The organism is Streptococcus mitis, assembly GCF_001281025.1.
GTDB classification, from domain to species: domain Bacteria; phylum Bacillota; class Bacilli; order Lactobacillales; family Streptococcaceae; genus Streptococcus; species Streptococcus mitis_AK.
The window spans coordinates 1,131,520-1,147,801 of sequence record NZ_CP012646.1 but is presented as its reverse complement, the minus strand read 5'-3'; the positions used below and the strand labels follow the sequence as shown (position 1 = coordinate 1,147,801).

Annotated in this window: 19 protein-coding genes, 1 tRNA gene and 1 pseudogene; 8 read left to right on the top strand and 13 right to left on the bottom strand. The window is 36.1% G+C overall.

What is annotated here, in order from left to right; genetic code table 11:
* Window positions 1–12: 12 nt before the first annotated feature.
* Window positions 13–819, top strand: coding sequence for a sugar-phosphatase (yidA, locus tag RN80_RS05630; protein ID WP_000023507.1), 807 nt, complete (start codon window positions 13–15; stop codon window positions 817–819).
* A 717-nt stretch (window positions 820–1,536) separates the two neighbouring features.
* On the opposite strand, the gene RN80_RS05620 is transcribed toward yidA, so the two are convergent.
* From RN80_RS05620 to RN80_RS05585, 8 genes are all read right to left on the bottom strand, one after another.
* Window positions 1,537–2,094 carry a CYTH domain-containing protein gene (locus RN80_RS05620; RefSeq protein WP_060628099.1) on the bottom strand — a complete coding sequence of 186 codons (558 nt, stop codon included), beginning with the start codon at window positions 2,092–2,094 and terminating at the stop codon, window positions 1,537–1,539.
* A gap of 233 nt (window positions 2,095–2,327) precedes the next feature.
* Window positions 2,328–3,194, bottom strand: a complete 867-nt coding sequence (locus RN80_RS05615; protein ID WP_060628097.1) for a helix-turn-helix domain-containing protein — start codon at window positions 3,192–3,194, stop codon at window positions 2,328–2,330.
* Window positions 3,195–3,882: 688 nt separating this feature from the next.
* A tRNA-Arg gene (locus tag RN80_RS05610) sits at window positions 3,883–3,954 on the bottom strand.
* 42 nt (window positions 3,955–3,996) lie between these two features.
* Complete coding sequence (rplS, locus tag RN80_RS05605; protein WP_001068669.1) at window positions 3,997–4,344, bottom strand: 50S ribosomal protein L19; 348 nt, start codon at window positions 4,342–4,344, stop codon at window positions 3,997–3,999.
* A gap of 118 nt (window positions 4,345–4,462) precedes the next feature.
* Window positions 4,463–4,792: a fluoride efflux transporter CrcB gene (crcB, locus tag RN80_RS05600; protein ID WP_060628094.1), complete on the bottom strand. Its 330-nt coding sequence runs from the start codon at window positions 4,790–4,792 to the stop codon at window positions 4,463–4,465.
* On the bottom strand, window positions 4,786–5,160 hold the full coding sequence (crcB, locus tag RN80_RS05595) for a fluoride efflux transporter CrcB (RefSeq protein WP_060628091.1): 375 nt from the start codon (window positions 5,158–5,160) through the stop codon (window positions 4,786–4,788). Before crcB (RN80_RS05595) ends, crcB (RN80_RS05600) begins: the two co-directional genes overlap by 7 nt.
* Complete coding sequence (locus RN80_RS05590; protein ID WP_020902342.1) at window positions 5,157–5,423, bottom strand: chorismate mutase; 267 nt, start codon at window positions 5,421–5,423, stop codon at window positions 5,157–5,159. The genes crcB (RN80_RS05595) and RN80_RS05590 overlap by 4 nt, the downstream gene beginning before the upstream one ends.
* Window positions 5,424–5,537: 114 nt before the next feature.
* On the bottom strand, window positions 5,538–5,981 hold the full coding sequence (locus RN80_RS05585) for a flavodoxin (RefSeq protein WP_001162125.1): 444 nt from the start codon (window positions 5,979–5,981) through the stop codon (window positions 5,538–5,540).
* Window positions 5,982–6,084: 103 nt separating this feature from the next.
* Between RN80_RS05585 and RN80_RS05580 the strand changes: the two genes are divergently transcribed.
* Window positions 6,085–7,020 (top strand): DHH family phosphoesterase, encoded by a 936-nt coding sequence (locus RN80_RS05580; RefSeq protein ID WP_060628090.1) that lies wholly within the window; start codon window positions 6,085–6,087, stop codon window positions 7,018–7,020.
* Window positions 7,021–7,115: 95 nt separating this feature from the next.
* Window positions 7,116–7,358 carry a type B 50S ribosomal protein L31 gene (locus RN80_RS05575; protein WP_000710764.1) on the top strand — a complete coding sequence of 81 codons (243 nt, stop codon included), beginning with the start codon at window positions 7,116–7,118 and terminating at the stop codon, window positions 7,356–7,358.
* Window positions 7,359–7,441: 83 nt separating this feature from the next.
* Here the strand turns inward: RN80_RS05575 and RN80_RS09720 are convergent.
* Window positions 7,442–8,213, bottom strand: a pseudogene (locus RN80_RS09720) (IS5 family transposase); the annotation flags it as partial.
* A 391-nt stretch (window positions 8,214–8,604) separates the two neighbouring features.
* Between RN80_RS09720 and RN80_RS05560 the strand changes: the two are divergent.
* From RN80_RS05560 to RN80_RS05540, 5 genes are all read left to right on the top strand, one after another.
* Entirely contained in the window at window positions 8,605–9,192 is a 588-nt protein-coding gene (locus RN80_RS05560; RefSeq protein WP_060628084.1) for a recombinase family protein, read from the top strand.
* Window positions 9,193–9,429: 237 nt separating this feature from the next.
* A complete protein-coding gene (locus RN80_RS05555; protein ID WP_253275443.1) occupies window positions 9,430–10,248 on the top strand; it encodes an N-acetylmuramoyl-L-alanine amidase family protein in 819 nt (272 codons plus the stop codon).
* Window positions 10,249–10,281: 33 nt separating this feature from the next.
* Window positions 10,282–10,746 (top strand): hypothetical protein, encoded by a 465-nt coding sequence (locus tag RN80_RS05550; protein ID WP_049547095.1) that lies wholly within the window; start codon window positions 10,282–10,284, stop codon window positions 10,744–10,746.
* A gap of 4 nt (window positions 10,747–10,750) precedes the next feature.
* Window positions 10,751–11,797 (top strand): DUF6287 domain-containing protein, encoded by a 1,047-nt coding sequence (locus RN80_RS05545; RefSeq protein WP_060628078.1) that lies wholly within the window; start codon window positions 10,751–10,753, stop codon window positions 11,795–11,797.
* Between the two features lie 222 nt (window positions 11,798–12,019).
* Window positions 12,020–12,319, top strand: coding sequence for a YbaB/EbfC family nucleoid-associated protein (locus RN80_RS05540; protein ID WP_060628076.1), 300 nt, complete (start codon window positions 12,020–12,022; stop codon window positions 12,317–12,319).
* Between the two features lie 72 nt (window positions 12,320–12,391).
* On the opposite strand, the gene RN80_RS05535 is transcribed toward RN80_RS05540, so the two are convergent.
* The 4 genes from RN80_RS05535 to RN80_RS05520 all read right to left on the bottom strand — a co-directional run bounded on the left by RN80_RS05535 (window position 12,392) and on the right by RN80_RS05520 (window position 16,267).
* Window positions 12,392–14,155: a glycerophosphoryl diester phosphodiesterase membrane domain-containing protein gene (locus tag RN80_RS05535; RefSeq protein WP_060628072.1), complete on the bottom strand. Its 1,764-nt coding sequence runs from the start codon at window positions 14,153–14,155 to the stop codon at window positions 12,392–12,394.
* An 8-nt stretch (window positions 14,156–14,163) separates the two neighbouring features.
* On the bottom strand, window positions 14,164–14,754 hold the full coding sequence (locus tag RN80_RS05530) for a 3'-5' exonuclease (protein WP_060628069.1): 591 nt from the start codon (window positions 14,752–14,754) through the stop codon (window positions 14,164–14,166).
* Between the two features lie 252 nt (window positions 14,755–15,006).
* Complete coding sequence (gene rocS, locus RN80_RS05525; RefSeq protein WP_000021242.1) at window positions 15,007–15,498, bottom strand: chromosome segregation protein RocS; 492 nt, start codon at window positions 15,496–15,498, stop codon at window positions 15,007–15,009.
* 76 nt (window positions 15,499–15,574) lie between these two features.
* Window positions 15,575–16,267 carry a 5'-methylthioadenosine/adenosylhomocysteine nucleosidase gene (locus RN80_RS05520; RefSeq protein ID WP_060628066.1) on the bottom strand — a complete coding sequence of 231 codons (693 nt, stop codon included), beginning with the start codon at window positions 16,265–16,267 and terminating at the stop codon, window positions 15,575–15,577.
* Window positions 16,268–16,282 lie beyond the last annotated feature (15 nt).

Genomic DNA, 16,282 nt, shown 5'->3' with positions numbered 1-16,282 from the left:
AAGAGGAAATTTATGAGTATTAAACTAATTGCCGTTGATATAGACGGAACCCTAGTCAACAGCCAAAAGGAAATCACTCCTGAAGTCTTTTCTGCCATCCAAGATGCCAAAGAAGCTGGTGTCAAAGTCGTCATTGCAACTGGCCGCCCTATCGCAGGTGTTGCCAAACTTCTGGACGACTTGCAGTTGAGAGACGAGGGTGACTATGTTGTGACCTTCAATGGTGCCCTGGTCCAAGAAACTGCTACAGGACATGAGATTATCAGCGAATCCTTGACCTATGAGGATTATCTGGATATGGAATTCCTCAGTCGCAAGCTCGGTGTCCACATGCACGCTATTACAAAGGACGGTATCTACACTGCAAATCGCAATATCGGAAAATACACAGTGCACGAATCAACCCTTGTCAGCATGCCCATCTTCTACCGCACTCCTGAAGAAATGGCTGGTAAGGAAATTGTCAAATGTATGTTCATCGATGAACCAGAGATTCTGGATGCTGCAATTGAAAAAATACCAGCAGAATTTTACGAGCGTTACTCTATCAACAAATCTGCTCCTTTCTACCTTGAACTCCTTAAAAAGAATGTAGACAAGGGTTCAGCTATTACTCACTTAGCTGAAAAACTAGGATTGACCAAAGATGAAACCATGGCTATCGGTGACGAAGAAAATGACCGTGCCATGCTGGAAGTCGTTGGCAACCCTGTAGTCATGGAAAACGGAAATCCAGAAATCAAAAAAATCGCCAAATACATCACCAAAACAAATGACGAATCTGGCGTTGCCCATGCTATTCGTACGTGGGTACTGTAAAATAATTTGAATATAGAAAAAGCACCCCAGAAGTTAGAGATAATGTACTGCCCCCAAAAGTTAGACAGAAAAAATCTTACTTTTGGGGTGCAGTTTAAAATTCAGTATTTTTGGTCTCTAGTTCTATCCCCTTAATAATTATTAAATCTGAAAAAGGTAGTACATTATGTAAAACCTTTTTCAATTTTTTATTTTACTACGAATTAATATTATTTTTTCTAATGATAATTAATCCACTAATCTTCCTTTATAAATATTGCAGTTCTTTTCTTAGTTAGCTTTTTTTCATAACTCTTTATAAGAATAACCAATAAACTACTTAGTAATCCCAAAATAACTAGACTTAATCTCGGGTTTAAAAGCCAATTAAAATAAGCGGCCAATATCCCTCCAAGAGGAGTAAAAATGGTAACTATTACAAAAGAACTCTAAAGTATCTTTCCGATATTATACACAGTACTTTCTTGTTGCTGTATTGTTATAATCGAGACAGAAGCTATTGTAATTAATCCACTCAAAATTGAATAACAAATTCCAAAAAATATCCAATTTTCTACTATTCCACTCGCCATAATGACAAGTGGGATGGTTGCCATTGATATATTCATTAAAATTAAGGCATCCTTCTTATTCAAAAAGTAGAAAGAAAGGTTACTGTTATCAAACTTCCAAATCCAGCAATTGAGTAAACAATCCCAACAAGACTATTTGATAATTTCAATTACGTCCATTTTTTTCTCTCATTAATTGGACATAACCCTTTGTTTCTATTTTTGAATTTAAAAACGAGAACTCTCCGCACATTTTATCATAAAAATTATGATAATCTTCTTTTGAAAAATCTCCTAAAATCTCTATCTCAAGATAAAATCCAAGACTATCAATCTTATCTAGATTAATCGTTTTATTTTCTAATGCATCATGATAAGTCTTTCTATGTTTACTTATTGTGAAAATATTTGAAAATCCATCTTGCAAGATATTTCTTACAAATTCTAATTTTTCAGATTCCAACTCTATTTCACTTTCACTCCACATTCCTTGTTTTATCGTATCTTTTCTTGTGAAAACACATGCTTTATTATCATCTTCTTGGCGAATTCTGTAGATAAAGCTACCTACCTCATCATTTTCAAATTCTCTTCCTTTTATTTTAAAATATTCATCAACTTGCTTATTTTCACTCTTAAATTTATAAGATTTTTCTAAATATGAAATAGCATTATTATAATCTCTCTCATCGTTGAGTTCAAATCTAACTTCCAATTCATTCATTAATTTTACCTCTCAATTCTTCAAAGGCTGAAGTCTCTTTACATTCACTCAGTCTATAGTAAGTTTCTGGTGATGTTTTATGGACAAAAAGCCTAATATTTTCTTGCACTCATTTTAGCACTTCAATATAATACTGTCAAGAATTTTGATAATATTTTTTATTTATTTTTATTAAATACATATTTGTATCTTTTTGGATTAAAAAAGCGATGCTTAATTGAACATCGTCTTTACTATTCTGTTATATCTGCAATATAATGCTCGATTTTAAGAGCCATTGACATATTTCCCTCAAGCTTATAAAGGAAATAAGCCGTTTCAAAGTACTCTTTTACTGCAACTTTAGAAGAAAAATTCTTACTGACATTTCCCATCAATAAATACAAATCAGCCAAAAGATACGTTGTTCTATACGTCTTACATTGCTTTATCGTATCTGTGATTTTAGTAATAGCCTCTTCAGTATTATTCTGCAACCATAGATAGCGACAAATATTATAATTAAATTTAATAGAAAGGTTTAATTCTTCGATTGTGTTTAACTGGAGTTGATTTACTTGATACTCTAACTTTTCTCTAATTTCATTAAAACTCTCTAAATCTTCAATGTCATAATAAAAATTGAATAGAGTATTTGCAACTTGAAGGTAGGTCAAGTCAGTTACACTTAACTGAGACAGTACCTTCTCCAATCTTGCCACAGCCTCCTCTTTTTGCCCATAGAAATAAAAATCTATAAGAGATTTTATCCACTCCATATAAAACTTATCTACTAGAGACAAGCGATGTACTTTTACACTCTCTAGTTCATATATATATTTCAAAGACTCATAATTTCGATTTGTGATAAATGTCTGAGCTAACTTCTTAAACTCTGATAGCTCGTCAATCTCCTCTTCAATTTGCTCATTAAAAAAATAATCCATACTAACTTTTAACTTCTTAGACAGAGCATATAAAAAGTCTGCTCCTGGAGTAAATTCTCCATTCTCTAATCGACTAATCTGTCCCTGTTTACATATCCCCTCAGCCAATTCTCGCTGAGACATTTTTAATTCTTTTCGTCTATTTTTTAATCTTGTTGCTAATAGTGTGCCCACGTTTGCATTTTCCTTTTCTATTCGATTTCAATTTCAATTGTAACATGATTAAATTCTAAATACAAATTAATAAACCAAAAGATACAAATTATATATAAACAATAACTAGATAGGTTATTTTTGAAAATCTATCCCTTCTTCTTTTGAAATTTTCTTACTTAAACGATTAATAAACGTATTCACTTTAAATGGATTAGATATTAGACTATCATGTTTAAATTTTGTTATTAATATATTTAACAGACCACAAATAGTCTTTTACAACATATCACATTCAGGGGAATAATAACGATTTTCCCCATTTTTTAGGCTCTCTATTTCATAACAATCAATTCATTTTATCACATACCTTAGCCCGAAAAATCCACACCCAATCTTTTTGAAAGTTGTTTAAAGCTTTGTACTTGCTTTCTAAGTTCATAGAGCTGAACCTTAACCTCATTTGTCCAATTCCATAATAAAAATAAGGACATTCTAACAAAGGAAGTCCTTATTTTTTAACTAATAGATGTCAAAGTTACTTTGCTGATCCACTTTATCTGTACTCATTGATCAAAATATAACTTTTGCTCAAAATTTGGTCAAAAAAAAACAAAAAATACTAAATTATTTTTAAAAATGAACTTGTGATAATTGCCTTCAAATAAACATTTTGAATTTTCTTTGTCTTTCTTTACATTTCTAAAAATGCCCCCTGCTGGAATCGAACCAGCAACTACTCCTTAGGAGGGAGTTGTTATATCCATTGAACTAAGGGAGCTAGATAAAAACTCTGCTGAAAAAGCAGAGTTTTTTAGTCGAATTAACGACGGATTTCTTTGATACGAGCTGCTTTACCTTGAAGAGCACGCAAGTAGTACAATTTCGCACGACGTACTTTACCGTAACGAACAACTTCGATTTTTTCAACACGTGGAGTGTGGATTGGGAAGATACGCTCAACACCTACACCGTTAGAGATTTTACGAACTGTGTAGTTTTCTGAGATGCCAGCACCTTTACGTGCGATAACAACACCTTCAAAAATCTGGATACGTTCACGGTTACCTTCGACAACTTTCGCGTGTACACGAACAGTGTCACCAGGACGGAATGATGGGATATCTGTACGAAGTTGACCTTCAGTCAAGCTTTGGATTAATGGATTCATTTTATTCTCCTATCTTTGTCAATCTTGAGGAACCTTCCTCAGCGGATAAACTGTATTTTTGTGCGTCCATTACACACAAGATACAGTTTACCAAATTTCTACAAAAAAGTAAAGAAATTTATAGCAGAATTCCTAAAAAAATCGCAACCAAACCACCTAGGTAGGTCAAAGCCAGGTAAGAATAAAAGACCTTCTTATCACTTAACAGTCTTTGAAGTTCGTCATTCAAGGTCGAAAAAGTTGTCAAACCTCCGCAAAATCCTGTTGCTAGAATAGCATAGACTTCCTTGGACTCCACATGATTGTAAAATAATCCAATCAAAAAACAACCCAAAAGATTGGCTATGAGCGTTCCGAGGGGCAATTTAAATGCTTGATTATAGCGGGAAAAGAAATAGCGCACTAAAGCTCCGAAACCACAAGCAATTGCAAGATAGACGATTACCATTTTTTCCTCCCTAAATAGTAAGCTAAAAGCAGACCTCCACCAATGCTCAAAAGCAAATACATGATCAAACTAAGATAACGCCCTGTATCAAGCAGTTTCACAGCATCAAGCATGAGACTAGAAAAGGTTGTTAAACCGCCACAAAAGCCCGTCCCCAGTGCTAAAATAACGCCTTTACTGGTTCCCTTATAGACTAAATAGCCCTTAACAAGATACACCAAGCAGAAAATGCCTAGATAGTTAACAAGAAGGGTGCCCAAGGGGAAATCTTGGCTGGCTGGTAACCAAGTGGAAACTAGATAGCGGACAAGTCCACCCACCATGGCAGCTAGAAAAATCCCTAGCGGATAAAATTGTTCTTTTTTCATTTGATATTTTGATCCTGATAATCACGCGAACGTTTGAGTATGTCCGAAAAAGTCGCTACAATAGTCTCCTGATAGCGCTTGTCCTCTACACGACTCCTAACCTTTTCAAAGATAATTGCTTCTCTCTTGGTATCTAAAATCGGTTTCCCTGAAGCCTTCTTATAAGCGACAACCCCTTCAACTAAATGCATTCGTTCTTCTAAGAGCTTGACAATTTGATCGTCAATTTGATCAATTTCTTGACGAATAATATCTAAATCCATACAATCTCCTCCTTTATTTGAATTATTGTATCAAAAAGCCACCAAATAGGCTAGTAAAATCCCAACTCACGATAAAAAACTGCACTGATTGATTACATCAGCGCAGTTTTATTCTTATCCTACTTTAGCAGCCAATTCTTCTGCGAATTGTTCCAAGCGTTCAATGTCTTCTTCCTCAGCAGAAAGATCAACTTTAACACATTCTGAACCTTTTTCTGCTCCTGTCGCTACAAAAACGCGGTCAAAGTCATCGACAGCCTTACAGAATTCATCGTAGAAGGTATCTCCTGAGCCAACCACTCCGTAGATTTTGCCATTCAAGTTGAGATCTGCTAGGTCTTCGTAGAAGTCCATCATCTCATCTGGCAATTCCCCATCACCATAAGTATAGGTCGCAACGATAGCGATGTCTGCTTCCAAGAAGTCTGAAGCGTCAACAGTTGTACATTCATCAACATCGACATCCAAGCCCAAGTCACGTAATTTGTCTGCTACAATATCTGCAATTTCTTCGGTATTACCGGTCATACTGGCAAATACAATTTTTGCTAATGCCATATCGTCCTCCTCAATTTATCTTTCTCCATTATATCACATCTTTTTCATTTTAAAAATAAAAATTCTTGTGCTACAATGAAATGAGAAAGAATTGAGGTTATTTATGGAAATTTGCCATCAAATTTTAGAAAAAATCAAAGAATACGACACGATTATCATTCACCGTCATATGAAACCAGACCCTGATGCCTTGGGCAGTCAGGTAGGATTGAAAGCTCTTCTCAAACATCATTTCCCAGAAAAAACTATCAAAGCAGTTGGTTTTGATGAACCAACTCTTACTTGGATGGCTGAGATGGACTTTGTTGAAGATAGTGTCTACCAAGGTGCCCTTGTCATCGTATGTGATACGGCGAATACTGCTCGTATCGATGATAAGCGCTATAGTCAAGGTGATTTTCTCATTAAGATTGACCACCATCCAAATGATGATGTATATGGTGACCTATCTTGGGTGGATACTAGTTCAAGCAGCGCTAGTGAGATGATTACCCTATTTGCCCAAACAACCCAACTGGCCTTGTCAGATCGAGCTGCTGAATTGCTCTTTGCAGGAATTGTTGGTGATACAGGTCGCTTCCTCTACCCTTCTACCACTGCACGGACTCTTCGCCTGGCTGCTTATCTAAGAGAACATAACTTTGACTTTGCGGCTCTCACTCGCAAAATGGACACTATGAGTTACAAAATTGCTAAACTTCAGGGCTACATCTACGACCATCTGGAAGTGGATGAAAATGGCGCAGCTCGCGTGATTCTGAGTCAGGAAATCTTAAAACGATTCAATGTCACCGATGCGGAAACTGCAGCCATTGTAGGCGCACCTGGACGCATTGACAGTGTTAGTCTCTGGGGAATTTTTGTGGAGCAGGCTGATGGCCACTACCGAGTTCGCTTACGCAGTAAAATCCATCCTATCAATGAAATTGCCAAAGAACATGATGGTGGAGGCCACCCTCTAGCAAGCGGTGCTAATTCCTATAGTTTAGAAGAAAACGAAATCATCTACCAAAAGTTAAAAAACTTGCTTAAAAACTGATAAAATACTTGCCAAACTTTTCATAATCTGATAGACTAGTATGGTAACAATCTATGGCTCGCAAAGAGACCATGGCAGAAAGGAAATATTGCAAAATGAAAAAAGATATCCATCCAGAATATCGCCCAGTTGTCTTCATGGACACAACTACTGGTTACCAATTCCTTAGCGGTTCAACAAAACGCTCTAACGAAACAGTTGAGTTCGAAGGCGAAACTTACCCATTGATCCGTGTGGAAATTTCATCAGACTCACACCCATTCTACACTGGACGTCAAAAGTTCACTCAAGCAGATGGACGCGTGGATCGTTTCAACAAAAAATACGGTCTCAAATAATAATAAAAAGACAGCTTCGGCTGTTCTTTTTTGTTTCTTGAAATCAACTGCTGTTTCCATGTTCCAAACTCATACTCTTCGAAAATCAAATTCATTCGTAATCCAAATCGTTTACGTCGATTTCGATAAGTTGTTGAAAACATTTTAAACGTTTTTACTTAGGCCAAAATATTCTCAACCTTGATTCTCTCTTTAGATAGCACATGATTATAGGATTTATCTTCAAGAGTTAGTGGCTTAAGTTTTCTTGATTTCCTCGGAATTTGCGCTTGTGAATACATCTTCATGATCCCTTGATAACCACTGTCTGCCAAGATTTTACCAGCTTGTCCGATATTTCTGCGACTCATTTTGAACAACTTCATATCATGGCAATAGTTCACTGCAATATCCAAAGAAACAATTCTCCCTTGGCTTGTGACAATCGCCTGAGCCTTCATAGCATGACATTTCTTTTTACCAGAATAATTGGCTAGTTGATTTTTTAGGACGATTGATTTTTACCTCTGTTGCATCCACAATCACCGTATCCTCAGCACTAAGATGAGTTTTTGAAATCGTAAAGCCACTTTGAATAAGAGTTGCTTCACCCCATTGACTCCGACGGATTAAGTTGCTTTCGTGAATGCCAAAATCAGCCGTAATTTGTTCATAAGTGCGGTATTCTCGCATGTATTGAAGAGTAGCCATGAGGAGGTCTTCTAGGCTTAACTTAGGGGTTCGTCCACCTTTTGCGTATTTAAGTTGATAAGCTGTTTTTAACACAGCTAACATCTCTTCAAAAGTAGTGCGCTGAACACCAACAAGGCGCTTAAATAATGCATCAGTTAATTGTTTACTTACTTCATAATTAATAGTTTTATTGTATCATATTTTGTTTCGCAGGAAGTCTACTTTTATTTTCCACTGCTAAGTACAATTCTTAGATTCACTCAAAAAAAGATTAGATTCTTAACCCCAAAATTGATAAAATAGGAAAGAAAATAAGATAAAAGGAAACTGAAAATCACCATGATGAACATGCAAAAATTGAACATACTGTTTTTAATTTTTGTAAACATCAAAAAGGTTGGTTTAAAAGGATTTTAAGCCCTTAAGATTTTTTATCCAACACTACTATTCACGCATCCAAGGCAAAATCTTGGCAAAAAAATACAGTAGCAAAGAGTACACCAAACTACCACTCATTATGGGCGGTAGTTTTCTTTTTGTCTAAAATAGAGATAAAAAGATAGGTGGTAGCCTTATGCGTTACGGTTATGTTCGAGTATCTACAAGAGAACAAAATATTGATAGGCAATTTTCAGCCTTGGTAGAAAATAAATTAGCAAAAGAAAATATTTTTATTGATTATGTTTCAGGAAAGGATTTTGACAGAATAGAATATCAAAAATTATTAACTACCTTGAAGGAGAATGATGAATTAGTTATTAAATCAATTGATAGATTGGGAAGAAACTATGATGAAATTTTAGAACAATGGCAATCAATTACTAAGAAAAAGAAAGTAAATATAACTGTTTTAGATTTCCCCTTATTAAACACAAAGAACAGCGATGACAATATCACAGGAAAACTAATATCCGATATCGTTTTGCAAGTTCTATCTTATGTGGCACAGTTTGAAAGAGAACAAATCAAACAAAGACAAATGGAAGGAATACGAGAAGCAAAGAAAAAAGGGAAAAAATTCGGTAGACCAAAATTACTTGTTCCGAATAATCTCCCTGATGTGATAGCTCAATATACGAAAAAAGAAATAACCTTACGAGAAGGTGCAGACATCTTAGGAGTATCAAAAAGCACCTTTCATAATTGGATAAAAAATTCATAGTTCCTGTCAAAAAACCTAGGATTTTTTGGACAGGAAATACACTTTATTTTAGAACCATTTTCGTTAGAAAAAAGGTTCTAAAATCCAGCATTTTGACCGATTATTATTACACTACCATTCTATCAAGTTTGTCCAAAAAAGTCTAGATTTTAGGACAAACTGATTACTTTACAACAAATAAAAATAGGGGGTATTAAATGAATGCACAAACAAACTAAAAAATTTACACTTGCAACTATCTCAGCTCTATCACTTCTTGGCACTGGAGTCATCACAGCTAATCAAGTATCAGCTAGCGAGAATACGAGTACTGAAAAACAAATAGACGCAACAATTACAAAAGTTGAAATTGATTATTTTGGACTTAGCTTCGAAGGAAAACTTTCAGAGCCACTACAACACGGAGGTGATAAGGCTGCTAAGGGAAATGTTACTCTAATTGAGAAAGCGACCGGAAAAATTGTGTACCAAAGTCACGATGCTGTCATTTTTAGTGGCTTAACTAAAGATGTCAGTGATCAATTTTTACAACCTTTATTTTATAGCAATCAATTTAAAGGTGATATTTTTGTTTCAGAACAATTTCCAGATGGAACATATATTTTGGAGATGTCTGGAGAAGCTGGTTCGCCTTACGGTGACTTAACTGATACAAGAAAACGTGTCTTTAAAGTTAGAAAAGATGTGACTATCGGAAATCCTTCTACAAATTCAAATACTAACACAACAACTCAATCAGGTTCGAATTCTAATATCTCAGGTAGTTGGCTACAATCTGGTTCTCGTTGGTGGTACAAACACGCCGACGGTTCCTATACAACTAATGGCTGGGAAAAAATCAATGGTGTTTGGTATCGTTTTGACAACTCTGGCTGGATGCAAACTGGCTGGGTAAAAGACGGTAGCTGGTACTATCTTCAAGACTCAGGCGCTATGAAAACTGGCTGGATGAAGGTATCTGGTAAATGGTACTATGCTTATAGCTCTGGTGCACTAGCAATCAATACAACGACCCCTGATGGCTATCGTGTTAATTACAACGGTGAGTGGGTTTAACATACAATAGAAATAGATTAAGGAGACAATTATATGAACAAAGTTATAAAAATTGAAGATGAAACAGTTTATGTTGGAAAAGGTGATAATGGCCAATTTACTGCAATTTCAAGAAAAAGTTTTGGTTTTGAACCACAAGTAGGTGATTACGTAGAATTTTATCAAAACGGTGATGAGTATATTGTTTCAAAAATAGATAACACATCTCCAGCTAGCTCTAGCCAACATTCAAATGGAGTGAGTGATAAATCTAAACTGGCCGCAGCCTTATTTGCCCTATTTTTAGGAGCACTTGGTGGATACGATTTTTACATCGGAAATTCCAAACAAGGATACAAGCGTATCGGCATAACTCTGCTAGCTATCATTCCTATTTTATTGCCATTTGTTTTACTAGCAAATGCAATTTGGAATATTATAATTACTATTCAAGTTTTAACGTCCAAAACTGGTAGCAAATGGCACCAAGATGCTCAAGGTTTAGAATTGCAAGATTAAACATATGAAAAAATTATTTCTATTCAGTATTAGTATTTTAGCTATCTCTATTTTAACGGCTTGCCAACATCAGAGTGAAAATACTTCTGCAACAAGTTCTGAAGCGATTGCCTCAAGTACTAGTTCCACTTCTTCCACATCGGAAGAAAAGAAAACTGACTACACCCTGTACAATCCTATCCTTAAAGAATATGCCAAAGTATTAGATGGTTCACCAGCTTCACATACAGAGGTCAATTCAAAAGCAAACTTAAAAAATACTTATCCTAAAGAATATTCTGGATTACAGTATAGCTTGTATGATTTAGACAAAAATGGTACGGACGAACTTTTGATTGCCCTAAAAATGGATTCTAACTATTACGATTTGTTAGATATTCGAACTCTAAAAAATGATGAAGTTATTCGACTGACCAATGCAGAAAACAAGCTGGACTTTATTGGAGAGCGAGTACATTTTAATCCTTTAGAAAATGGCTATTTCCAATTATCTACCCGTGTATCTACTAATCAAATCCAAGTTAAACTATACAAGTTAAATCAGGATGGAACACGGTTAGAGTTAATTAGCGAATCAGATACAGAAGAGGGACTGGGGACAAAACCACCTTCCCTTGATATAAGATCTTTCTCTTGGAAGTCTGTCACAAGTCTCATAAATGGAGAAACTAGCCTTCCGTCAGAAAGCAAAGGGATGGATATTTCTGCAATTCAAAATGGGGATTTTTCTAGTGTCTCAGGAACTTGGAGGAATCGTTCAGGTATTGAATTTACTTTCGACAAAAATGGTTTAGTAAGTGATCAGTCCAAAATTTCAATTGAACATGCTAAAGAAATTGACCACTATCTTAAGGCAAATTCTGTTTCTAAAGATGGAGGTGCTGGTGCAGCTATTGCCTTTTTACCAGCAGGAATCCCTATAACTATGTCTGTCACCTCTTCTACAGATAATGGCTATACCGACTCATCTGATATCACACAAGACCGCTTATGGTTTGGACAACAACTTATCAATGGTAGTACTGAGGGATTTTTCTATAAAGTAGAATAGTGTTAGTAAACCCTTAAACGAGCTCATAAAATATCTAGCACCTTTTCATAAACACATATAGGATAAATATTCTTATGCTCTGAGAATATCTATCCTATATTTTTATTCCATCTACATCCCTATCGATACTTGATGAATTCTCTCTAAAAAAGATTAGACTTTTAGTCTCAAAATTGATAAAATAAAAAAGAAAATAATTGTAAAAGGAAACTATAAATCACCATGATGAACATGCAAAACATGATGCGCCAAGCACAAAAACTTCAAAAACAGATGGAACAAAGTCAAGCAGAACTTGCTGCTATGCAATTTGTTGGCAAATCTGCTCAAGAACTTGTTCAAGCGACCTTAACTGGTGACAAAAAAGTTGTCAGCATTGACTTCAATCCAGCTGTCGTTGACCCTGAAGATCTTGAAACTCTTTCTGATATGACTGTTCAAGCCATCAACTCTGCTCTTGAACAAATCGATGAAACTACCAAGAAAAAATTTGGTGCTTTCGCTGGAAAATTGCCATTCTAAGCATAAGAAAAACAAGCATTCAATAGAATACTTGCCTATCATGGGAGGAACAACTGTTCCTCTTTTTGCTTACTAAAAATTAAAGAATTCCATTGCCTGTTTAAACAGTAAATCCGTATACTCTGGGTCTTCTTGGGCAATGGTAACCTGATCTTGAATCATTTCCAAGTCATCCGTTATCATGCCGTCTGCCCCCAAATGAACAGATTTATCAAAGGACTCTGAACTATTGATGGTCCACACGTACAATTTCTGATCGGTATTCCAAAGCTTGTTGACAAAATTTTCATCTAAAGTTGAATACTCCATGGTGTAACCTGTAGCCTTGGTTCTTGGAAAAATACTATTATAAGGTAGGATTAAAAAGACTGGAATTTGAGTATCGTAGACTAAAACCTGGTCAATCACATGGTAGTCCAAGGATTGCATTTGGTGACCATTCTGCTTAAGAACAGTTCCATATTTTTCCATAAAGCGTTTCATCATATCTGGACTATCTTTTCGACTGGTTTTAATTTCAATAAGGAGTTTTTGATGCAATTCATTGGCTTTATTGAGATAGTCATCAAAACTAGACACCTTGCTATGATAGCCATTTTCTGAAATATCAAGTTTGGTTAATTCTTCCAAAGTGAGATCCTGAGGATTGGCATTGACTCCTGTCAGATTCTTGATATTGGCATCATGCATCATGACAAACTGGCCATCTTTTGTTTCCTGAACATCTGTCTCAACGAAATCTGGAGATAACTGAGCGGTTTTTTCTAGTGATTGGACTGTATTTTGCACACCATTCTTATTAGATACTCCCCTGTGAGAAATGATTAAAGGTTTATTGGCAACTGGAGCTTCTAAATAAACATAACCCTCAAGAGCGAAAAAGATACCAGCACAGCCCATCACTCCCCATCTCATCCAGTGGTCTTTCTTTCTCCTTGGTGTGATTTCTAGTTCTTCTCCTGTTAAGAAGGAAACAAATTTAATGAGAAAGTAAGTCAAGGCCATATAGTGGAAATTCTTAATCAAGACAAAGTTGATAATTCCCAGCACAAGAGATTCCTTATGGGTCAAACCATCCATCAGCACCTGACTTGCTAATATTGGAATCAATAAAAGAATGAAAAATAGGTAGGTTTTGACGATAATCCAAAGCAAGTTCCAAATATAAAACCAGGAGTGCTTTCTTGTCTTCTCTAGACTATATCTGACCGCTTCTTTGACTGTTTTTTTCTCAAATAAAAGCTGAGGTAGAGCAAACATGAAACGCACTGAAATGTAAAATAGCAGTAAAGCCAGAATAGTAACCACTATACCTACTAGCCAATACTTGTCTTCTACATAATCAACAATAAAGTCTGGAATGACAATTTTATTGAGGTAGTAAATCTTTAAAATCTTTCGAATCAATGGAAAGAGCATCATGACATAAAAGAAGATAAAGGCTATCTTTGCAAGCGTGACTTGCTTCATAAACAAGAAACTTTGGCGAAAGACCTTACGACTGTACTCCAGCAAAGTTCTCTTTTCATGATAGAGTAGGTGCCGGGCTCCGATAAAGAGAAGTCCTATCTGGTAATAGGCGATCAGTAAATTAACGATTACCAGAATAAATAAAGCAAGACTAACAAAGGGAGAACCTTTTATAATGGCAAAAATATTGTTGTAAGATAGAAAGAGATAACCTGTCTGACGGAGCAAAAGTCCAGCAATCCAAGAATTTGACGGTAACCAGACAAACTCAATCATCATAAAAGTCAAGAAAAATAGAAAAAGTATTTTATCTAGATTAAAGTATATCTGCTTAAAACCTAGATTTTTAGGTTTTTCAGGTTTCATAGGCACTCCTAGTCAAATAATTGAGACAAATCCAAGCCTCCAAAAGGATTGTTTGAAAGACTACTTTCTGTCTCTAACAATTCTCTAGCTTGGTCTGACTCTAGAAAGGACTCGTAAACACGCGCTGTCATACGAGCATCCTCTAAGCTATTATGAGACTGACCTTGAAATCCAAGAAACGAGGCAACGGTTTGCAATTTGAGATTGGCAATACCGTGTAAATCCGAACTCCGACGTTCAAAAGCTTCATCATACAAGTCCACCTTATACTGCTGACTGTAGTCTAAACCATGATCCGTTAAAATAGGTAGATCACTTTTAGCAGCATTGTAGCCAACCATGGGTAAAGAACCCACAAACTCTTGGAAATCTTTTATAACTTTCTCCACTGGAGGAGCATCTTTTAAGGTTTCAGCTGTAATTCCAGTCAAACCATTGATAAAACTCTTTAGAGGCACACTAGTATGGACATAGGAATCATAGGCATCGATTTCCTGACCATCTCTAAAACGCACTGCCGATACTTGAATCAAGTGTGTTTGTCCTTCATGCTGATTAAATTCTAAGTCAAAAGCAATGTAATCTTCTAATCGTTCCATTCTATACCTCTCCTATACTGTTATTTTATACTTTTCGAAAATCAAATTCAAACTACGTCAGCTTCGCCTTGCCGTAGATATATGTAACTGACTTCGTCAGTCTTATCTACAACCTCAAAGCAGTGCTTTGAGCAGCCTGCGGCTAGCTTCCTAGTTTGCTCTTTGATTTTCATTGAGTATTACTTGAGCAACTATACTATTTAGAAACAAAAGAAGCCATCAGGTTAGCATTTAACCTAAACAGCTCCTTGATTATCCTCCAAATAAACGAGCAAAAAAGCCTTTCTTAGTGGATTGGACTTCTTCTTTTGCTTGGTCCAGCTCTAGCTTAAGATTTTCTTGATCCTTCATGGCTTGAAGGGTCAATTGTTGCTGCTGATCGAGTTGTTTGTCTTTCTCAGCAATCTGACGGTCTTTGATACGCATCTGCTCGTCTTTTTCTGATAACTGACGATCCTTGGCTTTTAATTGTTCATAAAGACGAAGAATTTCTGCATTCTTCTCATCAACCAAAATCTCCATCAGTTCACGTTGCTTGACATCTTCGCTGACAGGCTCATCTTCAAAAATCGTTTTTTTATAGATTTCTTCTAGCTTAATCAAGCCACTTCTGGTAACGACTGTTACCCCTTTGTCATTTTTATCTGTGTCTTCTTCTGGTAATTCTTTGACACGGTTATTGATTGCTTGGCGAGATAATCCTAAGACCTCTGCAATCTCACTGACGGTCATTTCAATACTCATAATATCCTCTGAAACGTTTTCTAGCTTTTCTTTACTTAAATCTTATCATAAGCTAGAAAAACTGTCAAATTTCCGCTTAATCTAAAGCCTTCAAAAAGGCTAATAAGACTTGGGCAGAGCGACGTCCAGCTTCGATAATAAACTCATCAAAAGAGATGTTTGCTTCATGGTTGGCATTGTCACTCATAGCTCGAATAACTAAAACTGGAAGATTAAGGGCATGCGCTGCCTGAGCAATAGCTGCCCCCTCCATCTCAACAGCTAAAACTTCTGGGAAATGGGACTTAATCGCTTCTATCTTGTCATTTCCTGCAACAAAACTATCTCCTGTAGCAATTAAACCAAGGTGCCATTTTTGCTCCAATTGAGATAAACTCTCTTGGATTTTAGCAACAAAGGTTTTATCTGATTCGAAATAAAGCGGTTGTTGCGCCATTTGTCCATAAGCATAACCAAAAGCTGTGACATCCACATCATGATAGGCTAATTTGTCAGCAATCACAACATCCCCAACAGCAATACCTTCTGCCACTGCCCCAGCTGATCCCGTATTAATTAGAGCATTCACCTGGAAATGATCAGCCAAAATTGCCACACTCATGGCAGACATGACCTTACCAATTCCACTTTCTACAAGAACGACTTCATGAGAGGCAATAGTTCCTGTGTGATAGGTATTGCCTAAAACAACTTGCTCCTGGGCATTGTCTAAATGCTGGACCAGATACGCCAGTTCTTCTGGCATAGCCGCAATAATTCCTATTTTCATTTCAATTCCTTTTCT